The sequence below is a fragment of the Streptomyces sp. CS113 genome (genome assembly GCF_002188365.1).
Taxonomy (GTDB): Bacteria; Actinomycetota; Actinomycetes; order Streptomycetales; family Streptomycetaceae; genus Streptomyces; species Streptomyces tendae.
Genome location: NZ_KZ195574.1, coordinates 1,264,748 through 1,283,432 on the forward strand (window position 1 = coordinate 1,264,748; position 18,685 = coordinate 1,283,432).

An 18,685-nucleotide genomic window follows, 5' to 3' on the forward strand; every position below is an offset into this window, starting at 1 on the left:
GCCTACGGGAGCCCGGGTAGGCTCGCGATCATGTTCGTACTGGAACTGTCCTACACCGCCCCGCTCGACGCCGTCGACGCCGTGCTGCCGGACCATGTGGTCTGGCTCGACGGGCTGTACGAGCAGGGCGTGTTCCTGGCGTCCGGGCGCAAGGAACCCCGCGACGGCGGGGTGATCCTCGCCGTCGCGGGGGACCGTGCGCGGATCGAGGAGATCACCGCGGGCGACCCGTTCGTCCGGGCGGGCGTGTGCGAGTACCGCGTCACCGAGTTCGTCGCCACGAAGACGGCGCCCGCGCTGGAGCGCTACCGGGAGACGCTCGGCTGAGGACGGCGGCTCACTTGCCGAGCGCCTGGCGCAGCTCGCCCTTCTTCATGCTCGAACGGCCGTGGACGCCGCGGCGCTTGGCCTCCTCGTACAGCTGGTCGTAGGTGGGCCCCTGGGGTCCCTGGCGGTTCCCGGAGCGCCGGCCGCCGCGCTTGCTCGGCGACATGTCCTGCGTCGAGGTGCGGCTGGCGGTCTTGGACTCGCCGGACTGCGCGCGCTCCTTGTTCACCGTCCGCGCCGCGATCTCCTTGGCGCGGCCGGTACTCTCGCCGCGGTCCTTCGCGCTCTTCTTGATGTGCTCGTACTGCCGCTCCCGCTTGGAGCTGGAACCGCTCGGCATGTCCGCTCACTTCCTCTCACGTTCAGCGAACGGTTACCCACGTTACGGACAAACACCCCCGCCCGCCCGGTGTCAGCGCTCCAGCCGGGCGATCCGGCCCTGCTCGCCCGCGGCCCAACAGCCCAGGTCCGGGGTGCAGTCCACGGTGTCGTAGGACCCGGTGTCGACGGTGCGCCAGGTGTGGCCGCCGTCCGTGGTGAGATCGGTGCCGGTGGGGCCGACGGCGAGGGCGGCGGAGCGGCTGTGCGGGAGCCAGGCGACGCCGGAGCGGTAGGCGGGCGGCGGGCGGTCGGCGGGGCGCCAGGTGCGGCCGGCGTCGGCGGTCCGGGCGGCGGCCCGCGGGGAGGCCTGCTCGGGGCGGTAGTCGCCGCCGACGGCGAGGCCGTGGGCGCGGTCGCGGAAGGCGAGGGCGAAGACACCGCGGGCGGGGTCGCCGGCCGGGATCGGGGCGTCGGTGGCAGTCCAGGTGAGCCCGCGGTCGGCGGAGTGCAGCACACGCGCGCGTGCGGCCCCGCCGGTGGCCAGCCACACGTCCCTCGGCCCGGCGGAGACCAGGCACTGGCCGCTCGCCGCGAACCCGGCCTCGCCGTCCTGCGCGGCCGGCATGCCCGCGGCGGGCAGCACCTTCCAGGAGCGGCCGCCGTCGCTGGTCGACAGGATGCGGAACTTCCCGTCCACCGGGTCGCTCATGGCGAGGCCGTGCCGGCGGTCGAAGAAGGTGAGGCAGTCGTAGAAGGCCCGCGCGTCGGTGTTGCGGAAGGACTCGGTCCAGGTCGCCCCGCCGTCGTCGGTGCGGTAGACGCGGGACGCCTCGCCCTCGCCGATGGACAGGGCCACGGCCCGGCGGGCGTCGAAGGCCTCGATGTCCCGGAACTCCAGTTCACCGGCGCCGGACGGGGAGACGTCGCGCCAGGTGCCGCCGCCGTCGGTGGTCCGCAGGACCGTGCCCCCGGTGCCGGCCGCCCAGGCGGTGTGCCGGCTGACGGCGGCGAGACCGCGGAACCGGACGTCCGAGACCCCGGTGTCCTTCACGTCCCACTGCGGCCGCGGGTGCGCCTGGGCGGGTACGGCGGTCAGCGCGGCCAGCGCCGCCGCGCAGACCGCTCCCGCGAGCGCCACCCGCCCCGTACGCCTGCCGCCGGCTCGAACGGACCGTACCGTGCGTCGCGTGCTTCCCAAGCGCCTCATGGCGGGCGAAGCTAGCCCACGGTCCGCGCGCCGTCCAGAGGGCCGCGACCGCCCGGGCGCTCGGTGCGGGCGTGCCGCAAGTGCCCTGCGGGACACGGGAGGAGAGGCGTGTCACTCCTGGGGCCCGCGGGGCATGAACGCGGTGACAGAGGTCACTCGCTCGTCGTGTGCACGGATGGGCTGATTCCGACGTCTCTTCCAGTGCCCGGCCCGTACCACCCGCGAAGCCCGTCCAGCCGTCACGAGGGAGCAAGGCGTTGTCCACCGTCATCGATCAGCCCGTCGAGGCGCGTCTCGTCGCCGCCGCGCCGCGCATGCCGAACATTCCCGCGACCCTGCACTACGACCGCGCCGACCCGTTCGCCGTCCGCATGACCTTCCCGGCCCCGGCCACCCTGGAGGGCGTGGAGGTCTGCTGGACCTTCTCCCGCGAGCTGCTCATCGCCGGGATGCGGGAGCCGAACGGCCACGGCGACGTCCGGGTGCGTCCGTACGGGTACGACCGCACCGTGCTGGAGTTCCACGCGCCCGAGGGCACCGCCGTGATCCACGTCCGCTCGGGCGAGCTGCGCCGGTTCCTGCACGCCGCCGGCGAGCTGGTGCCGGTGGGTCTGGAGCACCTTCAGCTGGACCTGGACCACGACCTGGCGGAGCTGATGCGCGAGGGCTGCTGACCTCGCCCCCGGTCGCGCGGCGACGGACGGCGCTCAGCCGCGCGCGGACACCGGTGACCGCGCGCCCTCGTCGCTCACCGCGTCCCACACCTCGCCCACGATCTTCCGCATGCCGGGTGCCGCGCTCGCGCACCGGCGAGTCAGCTCCGTGATCCGCTCCCGTCCGCGCACGCCGCTCACCGAGTCCCTGGGCACACCCAGTCCGGCGGCGGCCGCCAGCGCGGCCAGGGCCGCGTCCCGCTCGGACACCTCACCGGCCGCCTGCGGCCCCTCGACGACCTGGCGCGCATCCTCGCGCAGCGCCCGCGCCACGGCCTCGCGCGCGAGCACGTACTCCACGGACGGGAACACGCCGAGCACGCGCCTCTTCTCGGCCCGCAGGTACCCCTCGGCCACCAACTGCTCCCGTACGGCGTCGAAGGTGACCCGGGCGTGCAGCCGCACCCAGGTGCGCCACCGGTGCGGCAGCGACTCGCGGACGAGTTCGAGGAGCCCGTCGAGGACGGCGTCCCCGGTGCGGGAGTCCAGGTCGGCGGGGGTGGCGATGCCCTCGTCGTCGGTGAGCAGACCGTGCTGGGCCAGCTCGGTGAGCGCACCGGCGCGCACCAGGTGCTGGACCCGGGCGGTGTCGGTGGCGGTGGACCCCGCGGGGTCCCAGGCCAGCAGGCAGAGCCGGGCCGGCAGTGAGAGCGAGCCGTTGGGCACGGGGGCCTCCTCGGGTTCCGCGTAAATGCGTTGACGGGCCAACCGGTCTCTCTTTATGTTCGGTACCGCTTCTGTTGCCACCGATTGGAGAAGGACGTTGCTCGTCTGAGGTCCTGAGACACCGCCTCACACGTATCTCACGTGTGTGCGCCGCGTGCGACCTCGGCGTTCGAGCCGTCCGAGCCTCTGACGGAGCAGGGCTTCCCTCATGCCCTCCCCTCGTCCGACGGTGGCCGCCCGCTTCCGGTGTCTCGATACGCGTTTGCCCCTGACCGCTTCGAGCAACCGCGGAGACCCGTATGTCACACTCCCCCACTTCTCTCGCCTGTACGTCCCTGTCCTTCGCCTGGCCCGACGGCACCACCGTCTTCGAGGGGCTCGACGTCGCCTTCGGCCCCGGCAGGACCGGGCTCGTCGGCGTCAACGGCGCCGGGAAGTCAACCCTGTTGAAGCTGATCGCCGGACGGCTCACCCCGGCCGACGGCACCGTCCGGGTGTCCGGCGAGGTGGGCTACCTGCCGCAGAACGTCACGCTCGACACCGCGCTGCGGGTCGACGAGGCGCTCGGCATCGACGCGCGGCGGGCCGCGCTGCACGCCATCGAGGCGGGCGACGTGAGCGCGGAGCGCTTCGAGACCGTCGGCGACGACTGGGACGTCGAGGAGCGCGCCCTCGCCACGCTCGGCGAGCTGGGCCTCGGCCACGTGGGCCTGGACCGCACCGTCGGCGAGGTCTCGGGCGGCGAGTCGGTACTGCTGCGGCTGGCCGCGCTGCTGCTGCGCCGGCCCGACGTCCTGCTCCTGGACGAGCCCACCAACAACCTCGACGTCTACGCCCGCCGGCGGCTGTACGCGGCCGTCGAGTCCTGGCCGGGTGTGCTGGTCGTGGTCAGCCACGACCGCGAGCTGCTGGAACGGGTCGACCAGATCGCCGACCTGCGCTCCGGCTCGGTCACCTGGTACGGCGGCGATTTCACCGCGTACGAGGAGGCGCTGGCCGTGGAGCAGGAGGCGGCCGAGCGGATGGTGCGGGTCGCCGAGTCCGATCTGCGCAAGCAGAAGCGCGAACTGGCCGACGCGCAGGTCGTGCTGGCCCGTCGCAGGCGCTACGGACAGAAGATGTACGACACCAAGCGCGAGCCCCGGGCCGTGATGAAGCTGCGTGCCCGCACGGCGCAGCAGTCGGCCGGCAAGTACCGCATCATGCACGAGGAGAAGCTCGCCGAGGCGAAGGAACGGCTCGACGACGCGGTGGAGGCCGTACGGGACGACGACGAGATCCGCGTCGACCTGCCGTACACGGCCGTGCCGCCGGGCCGGACCGTGCTCACCGTGCGGGAGCTGGAGCTGGTGTACGGCGCCCGCGTGAGGGGCGGCCTCGATCTGCACGGCCCCGAACGGGTCGCGCTGGTCGGGCGCAACGGCGCGGGCAAGACCACGCTGCTGCGCACCGTCGCCGGGGAGCTGGCGCCGGTGGCGGGCGAGGCGACGGCGCACGTGCCGCTGCGGTTCCTGCCGCAGCGCCTGGACGTCCTGGACGACGGGCTGAGCGTCGCCGAGAACGTGGCCCGGTTCGCGCCGGGCGCCACCAACAACCGGATCCGGGCGCGGCTGGCACGCTTCCTGTTCCGGGGCGCCCGCGCCGACCAGCAGGCCGCCACGCTCTCCGGCGGCGAGCGCTTCCGGGCGGCGCTGGCGGCGCTGATGCTGGCCGAGCCCGCGCCGCAGCTGCTGATGCTGGACGAGCCGACCAACAACCTGGACCTGGCGAGCGTACGGCAGCTCACCAGCGCGCTGGAGGCGTACGAGGGGGCGCTGATCGTGGCCAGCCACGACCTGCCGTTCCTGGAGTCGCTCGGCATCACGCGCTGGCTGCTGTTCGAGGAGGGAGAACTGCGGGAAATCACGCCAGAAGCTGTCGGGTATCCCGCCTAGCGTCCCTCGCATGAGCGAGTTCATCAGCATCACCGGGGCCAGGGAGAACAACCTCCAGGACGTCACACTCCGCATCCCGAAGGGCCGGCTGACCGTGTTCACCGGCGTTTCGGGATCGGGGAAGTCGTCGGTCGTGTTCGACACGATCGCGGTGGAGTCGCAGCGCCAGCTGAACGAGACGTTCACGTGGTTCGTGCGCAACCGGCTGCCCAAGTACGAGCGGCCGCACGCGGACGCCCTGGAGGGCCTGACCCCCGCGATCGTCGTCGACCAGCGGCCGGTCGGCGGCCACTCGCGGTCCACGGTCGGCACGATGACCGACATCCACTCGGTGCTGCGGGTGCTGTTCTCCCGGCACGGCACCCCCAGCGCCGGAGGGGCCACGGCGTACTCGTTCAACGACCCGTCGGGCATGTGCCCCGGCTGCGACGGCCTGGGCCGCCGGGTGCAGCCCGACTGGGAGCGGATCCTGGACCCGGCCAGGTCGCTGGCCGGCGGCGCGGTCCGCTTCCCGCCGTTCGCGGCCGGGACCTGGCAGGGGCGGACCTACACCAACACGCGGGAGCTGGACACCGGCAAGCCGGTCGGCGACTTCACGGCGGCCGAGCGCGCCTTCCTGATGCGCGGGCGGCCCGGCAGCAAGGTCACCGTCAGCGGCTCGGGCGGAACGTGGAGCACCGACTACGAGGGGCTCGCCGACCGGTTCGAACGGCTGTACCTCAAGCGGGACCTGTCCGGCATGAGCGAGAAGACCCGGGACCTCGTGCGCGGCTTCCTGGTCGAGGCCCGCTGCCCCGACTGCGGCGGGGCCCGGCTGAACGCGGCCGCGCTCGCGACCCGGATCGAGGGGCACTCCATCGCCGACTGCTCGCGGATGCAGATCACCGATCTGATCGCCGTGCTGCGCCGGATCACCGACCCGGTGGCCCTGCCCGTCGCCACGGCCGCGGTGGCCGCCCTGGAGCGGGTGGAGGCGATCGGTCTCGGCTATCTCAGCCTGGACCGGGAGACCGCCACCCTGTCCGGCGGCGAGGGGCAGCGGCTGAAGACCGTGCGGCACCTCGGGTCCAGCCTGACCGGGATGACGTACATCTTCGACGAGCCCAGCGTCGGACTGCACCCGCGGGACGTCGGGCGCCTGGGCGACCTGCTGCTGCGGCTGCGCGACAAGGGCAACACCGTGCTGGTGGTCGAGCACGACCCGGACGTCGTCGCGCTGGCCGACCACGTCGTCGACATGGGGCCGCGGGCCGGTGCCGACGGCGGCCTGGTGGTGTTCGAGGGGACTCCGGAGGAACTGGCCGCGTCGGACACCCTCACCGGGCGGTGCCTGCGGCGGCGTACGGCGGTGAAGGACACCGTACGGACGGCGACCGGCGAGCTGTGGGTCAAGGGCGCCGACCGGCACAACCTGCGGGAGGTGACGGTGGCGTTCGCGACCGGGGTGCTCACCGCGGTCACCGGGGTCGCCGGGTCGGGCAAGAGCACGCTGGTCGCGGAGCTGACCGCCGCCCACCCGAACGCCGTGGTCGTCGACCAGTCGGCCATCGGCATCTCGGCCCGCTCCACCCCGGCGACGTACCTCGGGATCATGGACACGGTGCGGAAGGTCTTCGCGCGGGAGACCGGTGCCGAGCCGGGGTTCTTCAGCTTCAACTCGGCAGGGGCCTGCGGCACCTGCGAGGGGCGCGGGATCATCCACACCGACCTCGCCTTCATGGACCCGGTCACGACCACCTGCCACGACTGCGAGGGGCGGCGCTTCCGGGAGGAGGTGCTGCGGCTGACCGTCGACGGCCGGTCCGTCGCCGACGTGCTGGCGATGACCGCCGGCCAGGCCCTCGGCTTCTTCTCCGACACCGGCGTACGCCGTCGGCTGCGCACCCTGCGCGACGTCGGCCTCACCTACCTCACCCTCGGGCAGCCGCTGTCCACGCTCTCCGGCGGCGAACGCCAGCGGATCAAACTGGCCACCAGGCTGCACCGCACCGGCGCCGTCTACGTACTGGACGAGCCGACCACCGGACTGCACATGTCGGACGTGGAGGGGCTGCTCGCCCTGCTGGACCGGCTGGTGGACACCGGCAACACGGTCGTGGTGGTCGAGCACAACCTGGACGTGGTGGCGCACGCCGACCGGGTGATCGACCTCGGTCCGGACGGGGGACGGGACGGCGGCCGGGTGATCTTCGAGGGCACTCCGCGCGAACTGCTCGCGGTCCGCGGCTCCAGCACCGCTGAGCATCTCAGGAGGGCTACGAGGGGCTGACGGGGGTTCCGTCCGCACAGGTCCCCGCTGCATGATGGCGAACCGGCGCCCCGTCACGGGCGCCTTCCCGCCGGCGCCCGACAGGCGCAGGTCCACGCCGATGCGAAAGGTTCCGCGTGCCCAGCAAGAAGGCCCTCGTCCGCCGCCCCAGCTCCCGGCTCGCCGAGGGGCTGGTGACGCACATCGAGCGGGAGAAGGTCGATCAGGCCCTGGCCCTGGAGCAGTGGGACGCCTACGTCGAGGCACTCGGAGCGCACGGCTGGGAGACGCTGGAGGTGGACCCGGCGGACGACTGCCCGGACTCGGTCTTCGTCGAGGACGCGGTCGTCGTGTACCGCAACGTCGCGCTGATCACGCGGCCCGGCGCCGAGTCGCGGCGCGCGGAGACGGCCGGCGTCGAGGAGGCCGTGGCCCGGCTCGGCTGCTCGGTCAACTGGGTCTGGGAGCCGGGCACCCTGGAGGGCGGCGACGTCCTGAAGGTCGGTGACACGATCTACGTGGGTCGCGGCGGGCGCACCAACGCGGCCGGTGTCCAGCAGTTGCGGGCGGCGTTCGAGCCGCTGGGCGCGCGGGTGGTCGCGGTGCCGGTGAGCAAGGTGCTGCACCTGAAGTCGGCGGTCACCGCGCTGCCGGACGGGACGGTGCTCGGGCACATCCCGATGACGGACGTGCCCTCGCTGTTCCCCCGGTTCCTGCCGGTGCCGGAGGAGTCGGGGGCGCACGTGGTGCTGCTCGGCGGGAGCAAGCTGCTGATGGCGGCGAGCGCGCCGAAGACGGCGGAGCTGCTCGCCGACCTCGGTCACGAGCCGGTGCTCGTCGACATCGGGGAGTTCGAGAAACTCGAGGGCTGTGTGACGTGCCTCTCGGTCCGGCTGCGGGAGCTGTACGCCTGAGCGCGGTGCACCGGGCGTCCGTACGGCCCTGGACCTGCGGGTCTCGGGGCCTCGCGGGGTACCGCCGGACGGTGGCTGATCAGCGACCTTTACAGTGCGTTTAACCTACGGTCTCGTAACCTACGGTTTCGTAGCCTACGATCCCGTAGGTTCCCCGGCACCGCTCGCCGGCCGCACCGCACTGTCGTACGTCCCCCTGGAGTTATTCGTGACGATCGTCTCCCCGCACCTCGGCAGTTCCGCCGAATGGACCGACGCCCGGCTGCTGTACGCGCTGGAGGAAGTGGTCGAGACCGAACTCAACCGGCACCTGAAGGTCACCAAGGACTGGATGCCGCACGAGTACGTGCCCTGGAGCGACGGCCGCAACTTCCCCGGGTTCTTCGAGGACGGCGAGGCCTGGGAGAAGGGTCAGTCCAAGGTCACCGAGATCGGCCGGATCGCCCTCGTGGTGAACCTCCTGACGGAGGACAACCTCCCCAGCTACCACCACGAGATCGCCAGCCTCTTCGGCCGCGACGGCGCCTGGGGCACCTGGGTGCACCGCTGGACCGCGGAGGAGGGCCGGCACGGCATCGTGATGCGCGACTACCTGCTCGCCTCGCGCGCGGTCGACCCGGACAAGCTGGAGCAGTTCCGCATGGCCCACATGAGTGAGGGCTTCGAGTCGGACAACCGGCACTCGATGCTGCACTCGGTGGCCTACGTGGCCTTCCAGGAGCTGGCCACCCGCATCTCGCACCGCAACACGGGCCACCAGTCCGGCGACCCGGTCTGCGACCGCATGCTGGCCCGCATCGCGACCGACGAGAACCTGCACATGGTCTTCTACCGGAACCTGCTCAAGGCGGCCTTCGAACTGGCACCCGACCTGACGATGCAGGCGGTCCGGGACGTGGTCGTCAACTTCCGGATGCCCGGTCACGGCATGCCCGGCTTCGAGCGTGCGGCCGCGCAGATGGCGATCGGCGAGGTCTACAACCTGCGCATCCACCACGACGACGTGATCCAGCCCGTGCTGCGCTTCCTGAAGATCATGGAGATCGACGGCCTCGGCCCCGACGGGCAGGCGGCCCAGGAGGAACTGGGACTGTACATGGGCGGGCTGGACGCCGAGGCCGCCAAGTTCGACGAGAAGCTGGCGGCGCGCAAGGCCCGGATGGCGGCCCGCGCGGCAGGCTGACCGCCCCCGGGCCGCGTCGCGTACCTCGGGGACCGGGTGGCGGCGCAGCTCGCGCGACAGGTCCCACCAGGGCGCGGGCCAGTCCCCGCGCCCGCCGAGCGCCGCCGTGCCGGTGCCGGTGCCGGTGCCGGCACAGTGCGTCACGGCGGGCGCGCGCTCGGGGTGCGGTGGGTGGAGTTCAGGGAGTGGTGCGCCGCAGGGCCAGCCGCTCCTTCTCCGACAGGCCGCCCCAGACGCCGAAGCGCTCGTCGTTGCTCAGCGCGAACTCCAGGCAGGACGAGCGGATCGGGCACAGGGCGCAGATCCGCTTCGCGTCCCGTACGGAGCTGCCGGGCTCGGGGAAGAAGAAGTCTCCCCCGGTCTGCGCGCACAACGCGTCCTCCTGCCAGCTGAGGTCGGGCGTCGTGGTCGTCTCGATGTGCATGCGCAGCAGCGTGCCGGGCGGCGAAAAACGTTCGATCAACGCGGTATCAACGCCGCGCGTCCCCCACCCCCAGCCGATCAGATCGTCCTCCGCCGGGCACGGCGGCGCACGGCGGCGCGCGGAAGCGGTTGCCGGTGGTCGGTGGAAGACTCGGAAGAGCAGGCAACGGGACCCTTCCGAGGAGGGCGATCATGCTCACCACCCGTTTCGTCACCGGCGCGCCGAACTGGCTCGACGTCGGCACCCCGGATCTCGACGGCGCCACGTCCTTCTACGGCGGCCTCTTCGGCTGGCGGTTCCGGTCGGCGGGGCCGGAGGCCGGGGGGTACGGCTTCTTCGAGCTGGACGGCCGGATCGTGGCCGGCGGCATGGGTACGACCGAGGAGCAGGGCCCGCCGTCCTGGACCGTGTACTTCCACGCGCCGGACACCCACGCCGCGGCCAGGGCCTCCGAGCAGGCGCACGGCGGTGTCCTCGTGCAGCCGATGGACGTCATGGACCAGGGCACGATGGCGATCCTCGCCGACCGGGCCGGGGTGCCGTTCGGCATCTGGCAGCCGGGGCGGCGCGGCGGACTGGACGTGGCCGGCGAGACGGGCGCGCTGTGCTGGGTCGAGCTGCACACGGCGGACATCGCGGCCGCCGCCGCGTACTACCGTGCGGTGCTCGGCCTGGAGACTTCCGGCGTCTCCTTCCCCGACGGCTCCTACACCTGCGTCAATCCGGCCGGAGAGGGCGAGGAGGCCATGTTCGGCGGCATGGTGCCGCTCGCCGAGGACCCGGCGGACACGGACGCCGGGTGGCTGCCGTACCTCGCGGTCGACGACGCGGACACCGCGGTCGCCCGGACCACGGAGCTGGGCGGCACGGTACTGGTGCCCGCCACGGACATCGAGGGAGTCGGCCGCGTCGCCCGCCTGGCCGACCCGTACGGCGCCCGCTTCGCGATCCTCAGGCCGGCACCGCGCCAGGGGTAGGGCAGGGCACGGGGGCGGGCACAGGGGCGCGCCGCCCGACGCCCGCACGGGGCCCGCCTTCCCGGGCTCCACCGGCCCCCCGCCGGTCACGCCTCTGCCGCGGGGCACCCGAGGCCCCGGCCGCCCCACTCATGAAGGCGGCCCCGAGGCCCCCAGCCGCCCCGCCATCGCAGACGTCCCCGAGACCCCGGCCGCCCAGCTATCGCAGACGTCCCCGAGACCCCGGCCGCCCAGCTATCGCAGACGTCCCCGAGGCGCCCACGGCCGCCCCGCACACGCAGACGCCCCCGACGCCCCGGCCGCCCGACTCGCGCAGCGGCCCCGGCATCCCGGGTTCACGTACCCGACACGTCCCTCCCCTGCCCGGTCGGTGCCTGCGCACACGCCGGGCCCGCCCGGGGCCTGCCCGGGTGCCCGCCCCACCCGGGCCCGCCCGGCGACGCGGGAGACCATGCGGGGGCCCGCCGCAAGACACCCGGTAGTCACGGTCGTACGCGGCCGTCCCGGCGTCCGGGGTCACGGGCGGGCGGGTCCCGTCTCCGGGCAGGGGCGGGACGGGGCAACGCCGCGGCGAAGTGGGCGGGTCCCGTCTCCGAGCCCGGATGCCGTCCGGGGCAACGCCGCGGCGCGGCCGGCTCAGGCCGTGGCGCGGTGGACCAGGGTGGTCGGCAGGATCACGCCGGGCGGGGCGGGGGCCGGGGCCTCCGCGTCGTCGGGTGCCGCGTCGTCGGGTGTCCCCCGGTCCAGGCCGCGCAGCAGCAGGCGGGCCATCAGCCGACCCATGCCCTCGATGTCCTGGCGGACGGTGGTCAGCGGCGGGTCGGTCTGTTCGGCGACGGGCAGCATGTCGTCGAAGCCCACCACCGCCACGTCGTCCGGCACCCGCCGCCCGCGCTCGCGCAGCACCCGCAGGGCGCCCGCCGCGGTGAGGTCGTTGGCCGCGAACACGGCGTCCAGGCCGGGGCACCGGTCGAGCAGTTCCCGCATCGCCCGCTCCCCGCCGCCCGCGGTGAAGTCCCCCCGCGCGACCAGTCCGGGGTCGGCGCCCGCCCGGATGTCGCGGAAGCCCGCGAGCCGGTCCGCGGCCGAGGTCTGGTCGAGCGGGCCGGTGATGTGCGCGATGCGGGTACGGCCGAGCCCGGCCAGGTGCTGGACGGCCGAACGGGCGCCGCCGCGGTTGTCGCTGTCCACGTAGACCACGTCGTCCCGCCCGTCGTCCCAGTCGGGGCGCCCGCCGAAGACGGTCGGCACGCCGGCGCTGCGGACCAGGCCGGGCAGCGGGTCGTGCAGGTGCAGCGAGAAGACGAGGGCACCGTCCACGTGCCCGCCGGCCAGGTAGCGCCCGACGCGGGCGTGGTCCTCGCGGCCCTCGGTGAGCAGCAGCACGAGCTGGTTGTCCTGGGCCGTCAGTTCCTTGCTGATGCCGCGCAGTTGCTGGGCGAAGTAGGGGTCGGCGAAGACCCGTGTCTCCGGTTCCGCGGCGACGACGGCGACGGCCTGGTGCCGCCGGGTCACCAGGGAGCGGGCGGCGTGGTTGGGCACGTACCCGAGTTCCTCCACCGCGCGCCGGACCCGCTCGGCCAGCGCGTCCCGCACCCCGTGGGCACCGTTGACCACACGGGACACGGTGGCCCGCGAGACCCCGGCGCGCTCGGCCACGGCCTCGAGCGTGGGGCGCGGCGCGGTCTCGGTCACGGGCGGCTCCTCCTCGGCGGCTGCGGCTCAGGATAGCGGCAGGCCGTGGGCCGGGAGGGGGCGCTCCCGGGACGCTCCCGGGACCCGGAGCGTCCGTGGGCGGGAGGCCGGTGCGATCACCGGCCGTCCGGCCGTCGTCGCCTCAGTGGTGGTGTTCGTGCGCGGCCGCCTCGCCCGTCGGCTCCGCGCTCGCGGCGCTCTCCCCGCTCTTCGCGGTCGCCCCGCCGTGCTCGTGCGGTTCGTACCCGGGGATCGTGCCGTCCGGCTTCTTCACCAGGAACATTCCCACCATTCCCATGTCGGAGTGGCTCTGCACGTGGCAGTGGTACATCCACGCCCCCGCGCCGACCCCTTCCCCCGCGATGATCTGGAAGCCGAAGGAGTCCGCCGGGCCGGTGATCTTGTTGTCGATGACCCGGCTCGGGTCGTCGGGTCCGGTGAGGATGCCGGTGCGGTTGTCCGCCCAGCGGTGACCGTGCATGTGGAACGTGTGGTAGTACTCGCCGTGTGTGATCATGACGATCTCGACGCGGTCGCCGACGGTGGCCTCGAGGTCCGGGCCGGTGTGCGGCTTGCGGTTGTTGATGGTCATGTCGTTGAAGACGATCGTGTGCGTGGCGTCCGGCAGCACGTCGCCCTTGCGGCGCACGATCACGGGGCCGTACAGGCCGTTGCGGATGCCCCCGGTGCCGTGCTCGGTGCCGACCACGTGGTCGTGGTAGTGCCAGTAGCCCGCGCTGCCCGGCCGCCAGGTGCCGTCGTCGCGGCGTCCGGGCTTGTGGGTGCGCCAGGTGTAGGTGCGGGTGCCCCCGGGCTCGACGTCGCTCTTGTTCATCGCGGTGCCGTCGCTGGAGATCTCGTAGTCCAGGCCGTGGACGTGCAGACTCGCCCGCACGTCCATGGTGTTGGTGAACTCGATGTGCACCGTGTCGCCCTCGTTGAGCTCGATGAGCGGGCCCGGGACGGTCGCCTTGCCCTTCTCGAAGCCGTAGCCCATCTGGCCGTCCGCCAGCTTCTCGGCGTACATCTTGAGGTGTCTCACCTCGCCCCCGGCCGGCGCCGTCTTCGCGGTGATCCCCTTGGCCGCGGGGGCCGCGCCCGCGACCTCCGGGGCGATGGACAACGATGTCGCGGCAGCCGCGCCGCCCAGCAGTACCCGTCGGTTGAAGCCTCGCCTGTCCATGCCGAACTCCCCACGCCGATACGGAATGTGCGCAGACCCAGGACCTGATTGGCTGTGATGAGCCTGTGGGACCGTACCGGTTGCCGCCGTGTTTATCCACACTCAGGACAAAGTTCGTTCGATTGCGGTCATACCTATTGGCGTACCGCGCAAAGAGGTCTAGCTTCCTTGGCGCTGCTGCCGTGACCGAGGAGGTGCCCATGCCCTTAAGAGGGTTGAGCGCGAGAAGAAGAGGCTGGACGGCGTGCGCCACCGCCGCTTTCGTCGCCGCGGGACTGCTGGCTGGCCCTGCCGCCAGCGCACGTCCGGCGCCGGACCCATCCCTGACAACGATGTCGATCAAGTCGCCACCGGGCGGCGCCAACGTACGGGTGCTGATCTTCTACGGTTCCGCCGCCGCCGGGGACGAGTCACCGGTGGTGAACGCCGGTATCGCGGCCATCGAGCGGATCGGTCTCTCCGGGCCTGCCAAGGAGCAGTTCTCGGTCGAGGCCACGGACAACGCCAACGTCTTCACCAACGAGAAGAAGCTCGGCCGCTTCAACGCGGTCGTGTTCCTGACCGGCGGCGGCGACGTGCTGACACCCGCTCAGGAGGCCGGCCTGGAAGCGTACATGGAGGCCGGCGGCGGGTTCGTCGGCGTCCACGACGCGGCCCGCGCGGAACCGTACTCGGACTGGTTCACCGGTCTGGTCGGCGCCCGTCCGGCCGCGGGCAGTCCGACCAAGGTCCAGCGGGCCACGGTCGAGGTCGGTGACCGGCGGCATCCGGCCACCAAGGACCTGCCGCTGGAGTGGAAGCGCCCCGACGAGTGGCTGAACTGGCAGAAGAACCCGTCCGGTGAGGTCCACACCGTGGCCCGGGTGCGCGAGTCGACGTACGCGCCCGGGACGAGTGCCAACGGGGCGGACCATCCGGTCAGTTGGTGCCGTGACTACGACGGCGGCCGGTCCTTCTACACCGGCATGGGCGGCACGGTCTCGTCGTACGACGAGACCGACTTCCGCACCCATCTGCGCGGCGCCCTGATGTGGACGACCCGGCTGTCGCAGGCCGACTGCAAGGCGACCATCAACGCCAACTACAAGGCCGAACGGCTCACCGACCCCAACCAGCCCGGCCAGAACGACCAGATCGGCGAACCGCACGGCCTGGTCACCGCCCCCGACGGCCGCGTCTTCTACATCGGCCGCGGCGGCACGGACTCCTCGCACCCCGTGGTGACCGACTGGAACGACCCGAACGTCGGCAAGGGCACGGGCGAGATCCACGTCTGGGACCCGAAGACCGACAAGGTCACCCTGGCCGGTGCGCTGACCGTCTTCGGCAACAAGGGCGGCGGCGACGAGCTGACCAAGGTCGAGGAGGGCCTGCTCGGCATCGAACTGGACCCGGGGTTCGAGGAGAACGGGTGGGTGTACCTGCACTACACCCCGCACTCCCAGATCAACCGGGACACCCACATGGCCGAGCGGAGGGTCTCCCGCTTCACCCTCGACAAGGCCACCAACAAGCTGGACCTGGGCAGCGAGAAGGTGCTGCTGAAGTGGCCGGTGCAGATCCACAGCTGCTGCCACGCGGGCGGCGGGCTGGCCTGGGACTCCAAGGGGAACCTGTACATCGCCACCGGTGACAACAACTCCAGTGGTTTCAGCGACGGTTACTCCGGCAACAACCCGCAGCCCAACTTCAAGGGCGTGTCCTTCGCCGACGCGCGCCGCACCGCCGGAAACACCAACAACCTCAACGGCAAGATCCTGCGCATCCACCCGGAGCCGGACGGGACGTACACGCTCCCGGAGGGCAACCTCTTCACCGGCAAGGAGACCGCCGAGGGCGGCGGCAAGACGCGCGGCGAGATCTACGTGATGGGCGTCCGCAACCCGGCGCGCATCTCCGTCGACAAGAAGACCGACACCCTGTACGCGGGCTGGGTCGGCCCGGACGCCGGTGCACCGTCGCCGACGTGGGGTCCGGCCAAGTACGACACGTTCGCCACCATCACCAAGGCGAGCAACCGCGGCTGGCCGTACTGCATGGGCAACAAGCAGCCGTACCGGGACCGGAACCTGCCGGACCCGTCGAAGCCGCTGGGCTGGTACGACTGCGACCACCCGAAGAACGAGTCGCCGAACAACGACGGCCTGGTCAACCTGCCGCCGGTGACCGGCAACAACATCTGGTACTCGCCGCAGGGCGGCGGCCCCGACTACCCGCGCGACGAGAACGGCGTCCCGTCGTACAAGCAGGACGAGGCCACCTACCGGCTGCCCTGGCTCAAGGGCGGCGGCCAGGCCGCGATGAACGGCCCGCTCTACCGCTACGACGCCGACAGCACCAGTGACACCAAGTGGCCCGCGTACTGGGACGGCAAGTGGTTCGTCGGTGACTTCTACGACGCCGACCAGCCGCGCAACGCGGTGCTGATGGACCCGAAGACGCAGGGCGACGGCGGTCTGCCGGTGCACTCGGAGTCCCTGAAGAAGATCGTGCCGATCGGCAACGACGGCATCAAGAACCTGATGGGCTGGAAGTTCGGTCCGGACGGCGCGCTGTACGTCCTGGACTACGGCCGCGGCTTCTTCACCTCGGACTCCAAGTCGGCCCTGTGGCGGGTCACCTACGAGGGCGGCGGCCCGACGCCGGCCGCCGGACAGCTGGCGAGGGGGAGCGAGTGATACGCCAACGAAGAATGTGGGCCGCGCTGCTGGCCGGCCTGCTGATGGTGCTCGGACTACAGGCGACGTCCGCCTCCGGGCAGCCCGCGAAGGCACCCGCCGCGGCCGCCGCCGACCAGGTGCTCACCTGGACGGCCGGTGACGACATCACCAAGTACACGTCGGCGCCGGAGACGGCGGTGGCCGGTCCGGCCACGATCGTCTTCGAGAACAGTGAGGCCACCGGCAACACCACCGGCATGCCGCACACGCTGACGTTCATGACCAGCGACCCCGCGTACAACCAGGACGTCCAGCTGAACATCCTGGCCAACCCGAACGACTCCGAGGGCGGCAAGCACACCGCCGAGGTCACCCTCACCCCCGGCAAGTACATGTACCACTGCACGATCCCGGGCCACGGCCAGATGACGGGCGTACTCGTGGTCACCGAGGGCGGTGGCGGCGAGGACACCACGGCACCCGCCACCTCGGCCGACGTGGGCGGCACGCAGAACGCCGACGGCGCGTACGTCGGTTCGGCGACCGTGAGCATCGCCGCCACCGACGAGGGCGGCTCGGGCGTGGAGCGGATCGAGTACGCGCTCGGTGCCGACGGCGCCTGGCAGCCGTACACCACGCCGGTCGTCGTCGACCAGGTCGGTGAACACGTCGTGCGCTACCGGGCGTTCGACAAGGCGGGCAACGCGGCCGAGGAGAAGAGCGTCACCTTCGCGGTGGCCGCGCCCGACACCGACGACACGACCGCGCCGGAGACCTCGGCGACGGTGAGCGGTGAGAAGAACCCGGACGGCGCGTACATCGACATGGCGACGGTGACCGTCACCGCCTCCGACACCGGTTCCGGGGTCAACACCATCGAGTACGCGGTCGGCGACGGCGCCTGGACGGCGTACACGGCGCCGGTCATGGTGCACGCGGTCGGCGAGCACACCGTGCGCTACCGGGCCACCGACAAGGCGGGCAACGTCGCCGCGGAGAAGAGCGTCGCCTTCACCGTGGTCGCCGCTCCCCCGCAGGACACCACCCCGCCGGTGACCGGCGCGACCGTGGACGGCACCAAGAACTCCGACGGCGCCTACGTCGGCAGCGCGAAGGTGACCGTGAACGCCGCGGACGAGGGCGGTTCCGGTGTCGCCGGTGTGGAGTACTCGCTGGACGCCGGGCCCTACCTGGCGTACACCGCCCCGGTGGTCGTGGACCGCGTGGGCCGGCACACCGTGGCGTACCGGGCGAGCGACAAGGCGGGCAACACCTCCGAGCCGCTGACCGTGAGCTTCACGGTGGTGTCGGGCCAGGTGCCGCCGCCGCCCTGCCCGGAGTACGACGAGCGCCAGACGGTGATCGTCGGCACGGTCGACTCGGGGGTGCCGAACCGGGTCACCAACAACCGGTGCCGGATCAACGAGATGATCGAGGACGAGAAGGAGTGGACGTCCCAGGCGCTGTTCCTCAAGCACGTCCGTGAGGTCATGGACGGCCTCCTGGACGAGGGCGTCGTCGACAAGCGGGAGTACCGGGCGATCAACAAGGCCGCCAAGCAGTCGAAGATCGGTCAGCCCGGCCAGACCGAGGGCTACCGCACGATCCTCGACGGCAGCCAGGAGTCCTTCGCCAAGTGGGAGCAGGTGGGCGGCGGTTCGTTCGGGCTGAACCCGGACGGGTCGATCACGTCCAGCACCAGCACGCCCGGCATGGGCATGCTCTGGTTCCCGGAGCGCAAGTACGGCGACTTCTCGCTGAAGCTCCAGTGGCGTGACGACGCGGCGGGCACCACCAACACCAACGGCGGCGTCTTCGTGCGCTTCCCGCAGGTGCACGACCACCCGGAGGAGTCGCGTCCGGAGTGGGTCGCCATCAAGTACGGGCACGAGATCCAGGCGTTCGACAGCCCCACCGGCGACATGTACAAGTCCGGTTCCGTCTACGGCTTCGACCGGGTCGGCCTGGCCGGCGCGGGCGTCACCGAGAAGGGCACCTGGAACGACTACGAGATCCGGGTGGTGGACCAGCACTACTCGATCTACCGCAACGGTGTGCTGATCAACGAGTTCGACAACTTCGGCGGGCAGACCTTCTACCCCGAGCGCTCGGACGACCCGGGCACGGACGGGCGGCGGTTCGCCTCCGGCTACGTCGGACTTCAGGTGCACAGCACGTCGGACGTGATCTCGTACCGCGACGTCCGGATCAAGGACCTCTAGGGGTCCGCGTC

At 72.1% G+C, this 18,685-nt stretch carries 15 protein-coding genes; 9 read left to right on the forward strand and 6 right to left on the reverse strand.

Annotated features, from left to right (window positions below; translation table 11 throughout):
* The first annotated feature begins 30 nt into the window (after positions 1-30).
* Positions 31-327 carry a YciI family protein gene (locus tag B9W62_RS05480; RefSeq protein WP_076977403.1) on the forward strand — a complete coding sequence of 99 codons (297 nt, stop codon included), beginning with the start codon at positions 31-33 and terminating at the stop codon, positions 325-327.
* 10 nt (positions 328-337) lie between these two features.
* Here the strand turns inward: B9W62_RS05480 and B9W62_RS05485 are convergent, their stop codons facing one another.
* Together B9W62_RS05485 and B9W62_RS05490 are read right to left on the reverse strand one after the other, a co-directional pair.
* Entirely contained in the window at positions 338-667 is a 330-nt protein-coding gene (locus B9W62_RS05485; RefSeq protein WP_087805716.1) for a plasmid stabilization protein, read from the reverse strand.
* Between the two features lie 72 nt (positions 668-739).
* Positions 740-1,786, reverse strand: coding sequence for a WD40/YVTN/BNR-like repeat-containing protein (locus tag B9W62_RS05490; RefSeq protein ID WP_087805718.1), 1,047 nt, complete (start codon positions 1,784-1,786; stop codon positions 740-742).
* A 326-nt stretch (positions 1,787-2,112) separates the two neighbouring features.
* Between B9W62_RS05490 and B9W62_RS05495 the strand changes: the two genes are divergently transcribed.
* Complete coding sequence (locus B9W62_RS05495; RefSeq protein ID WP_087805720.1) at positions 2,113-2,529, forward strand: spore wall synthesis regulator SsgD; 417 nt, start codon at positions 2,113-2,115, stop codon at positions 2,527-2,529.
* Positions 2,530-2,562: 33 nt separating this feature from the next.
* Here B9W62_RS05495 and B9W62_RS05500 read toward each other — a convergent pair whose 3' ends face one another.
* A complete protein-coding gene (locus tag B9W62_RS05500; RefSeq protein WP_087805721.1) occupies positions 2,563-3,234 on the reverse strand; it encodes a GOLPH3/VPS74 family protein in 672 nt (223 codons plus the stop codon).
* Between the two features lie 299 nt (positions 3,235-3,533).
* Between B9W62_RS05500 and B9W62_RS05505 the strand changes: the two genes are divergently transcribed.
* The 4 genes from B9W62_RS05505 to B9W62_RS05520 all read left to right on the forward strand — a co-directional run bounded on the left by B9W62_RS05505 (position 3,534) and on the right by B9W62_RS05520 (position 9,513).
* The gene (locus B9W62_RS05505; RefSeq protein WP_087805723.1) at positions 3,534-5,168 is read left to right on the forward strand and encodes an ABC-F family ATP-binding cassette domain-containing protein; all 1,635 of its coding nucleotides are present in this window, start codon (positions 3,534-3,536) and stop codon (positions 5,166-5,168) included.
* A gap of 10 nt (positions 5,169-5,178) precedes the next feature.
* Entirely contained in the window at positions 5,179-7,437 is a 2,259-nt protein-coding gene (locus B9W62_RS05510) for an ATP-binding cassette domain-containing protein (RefSeq protein WP_087805725.1), read from the forward strand.
* A gap of 116 nt (positions 7,438-7,553) precedes the next feature.
* Positions 7,554-8,330: a dimethylargininase gene (ddaH, locus tag B9W62_RS05515; protein ID WP_087805726.1), complete on the forward strand. Its 777-nt coding sequence runs from the start codon at positions 7,554-7,556 to the stop codon at positions 8,328-8,330.
* Between the two features lie 208 nt (positions 8,331-8,538).
* A complete protein-coding gene (locus B9W62_RS05520) occupies positions 8,539-9,513 on the forward strand; it encodes an acyl-ACP desaturase (protein WP_087805728.1) in 975 nt (324 codons plus the stop codon).
* A 178-nt stretch (positions 9,514-9,691) separates the two neighbouring features.
* On the opposite strand, the gene B9W62_RS05525 is transcribed toward B9W62_RS05520, so the two are convergent.
* Positions 9,692-9,937, reverse strand: a complete 246-nt coding sequence (locus B9W62_RS05525; protein WP_087811758.1) for a WhiB family transcriptional regulator — start codon at positions 9,935-9,937, stop codon at positions 9,692-9,694.
* A gap of 191 nt (positions 9,938-10,128) precedes the next feature.
* On the opposite strand from B9W62_RS05525, the gene B9W62_RS05530 reads away from it, so the two are divergent.
* Positions 10,129-10,914 (forward strand): VOC family protein, encoded by a 786-nt coding sequence (locus B9W62_RS05530; protein WP_087805730.1) that lies wholly within the window; start codon positions 10,129-10,131, stop codon positions 10,912-10,914.
* Between the two features lie 636 nt (positions 10,915-11,550).
* On the opposite strand, the gene B9W62_RS05535 is transcribed toward B9W62_RS05530, so the two are convergent.
* The gene (locus tag B9W62_RS05535; protein ID WP_087805732.1) at positions 11,551-12,609 is read right to left on the reverse strand and encodes a LacI family DNA-binding transcriptional regulator; all 1,059 of its coding nucleotides are present in this window, start codon (positions 12,607-12,609) and stop codon (positions 11,551-11,553) included.
* 142 nt (positions 12,610-12,751) lie between these two features.
* Positions 12,752-13,792 (reverse strand): multicopper oxidase domain-containing protein, encoded by a 1,041-nt coding sequence (locus B9W62_RS05540; protein WP_087805734.1) that lies wholly within the window; start codon positions 13,790-13,792, stop codon positions 12,752-12,754.
* A gap of 200 nt (positions 13,793-13,992) precedes the next feature.
* Here B9W62_RS05540 and B9W62_RS05545 point away from each other — a divergent pair, with 200 nt between their 5' ends.
* Positions 13,993-16,470, forward strand: a complete 2,478-nt coding sequence (locus B9W62_RS05545) for a ThuA domain-containing protein (RefSeq protein ID WP_179235365.1) — start codon at positions 13,993-13,995, stop codon at positions 16,468-16,470.
* 14 nt (positions 16,471-16,484) lie between these two features.
* The gene (locus tag B9W62_RS05550; RefSeq protein WP_087805738.1) at positions 16,485-18,674 is read left to right on the forward strand and encodes an OmpL47-type beta-barrel domain-containing protein; all 2,190 of its coding nucleotides are present in this window, start codon (positions 16,485-16,487) and stop codon (positions 18,672-18,674) included.
* Positions 18,675-18,685: the final 11 nt, after the last annotated feature.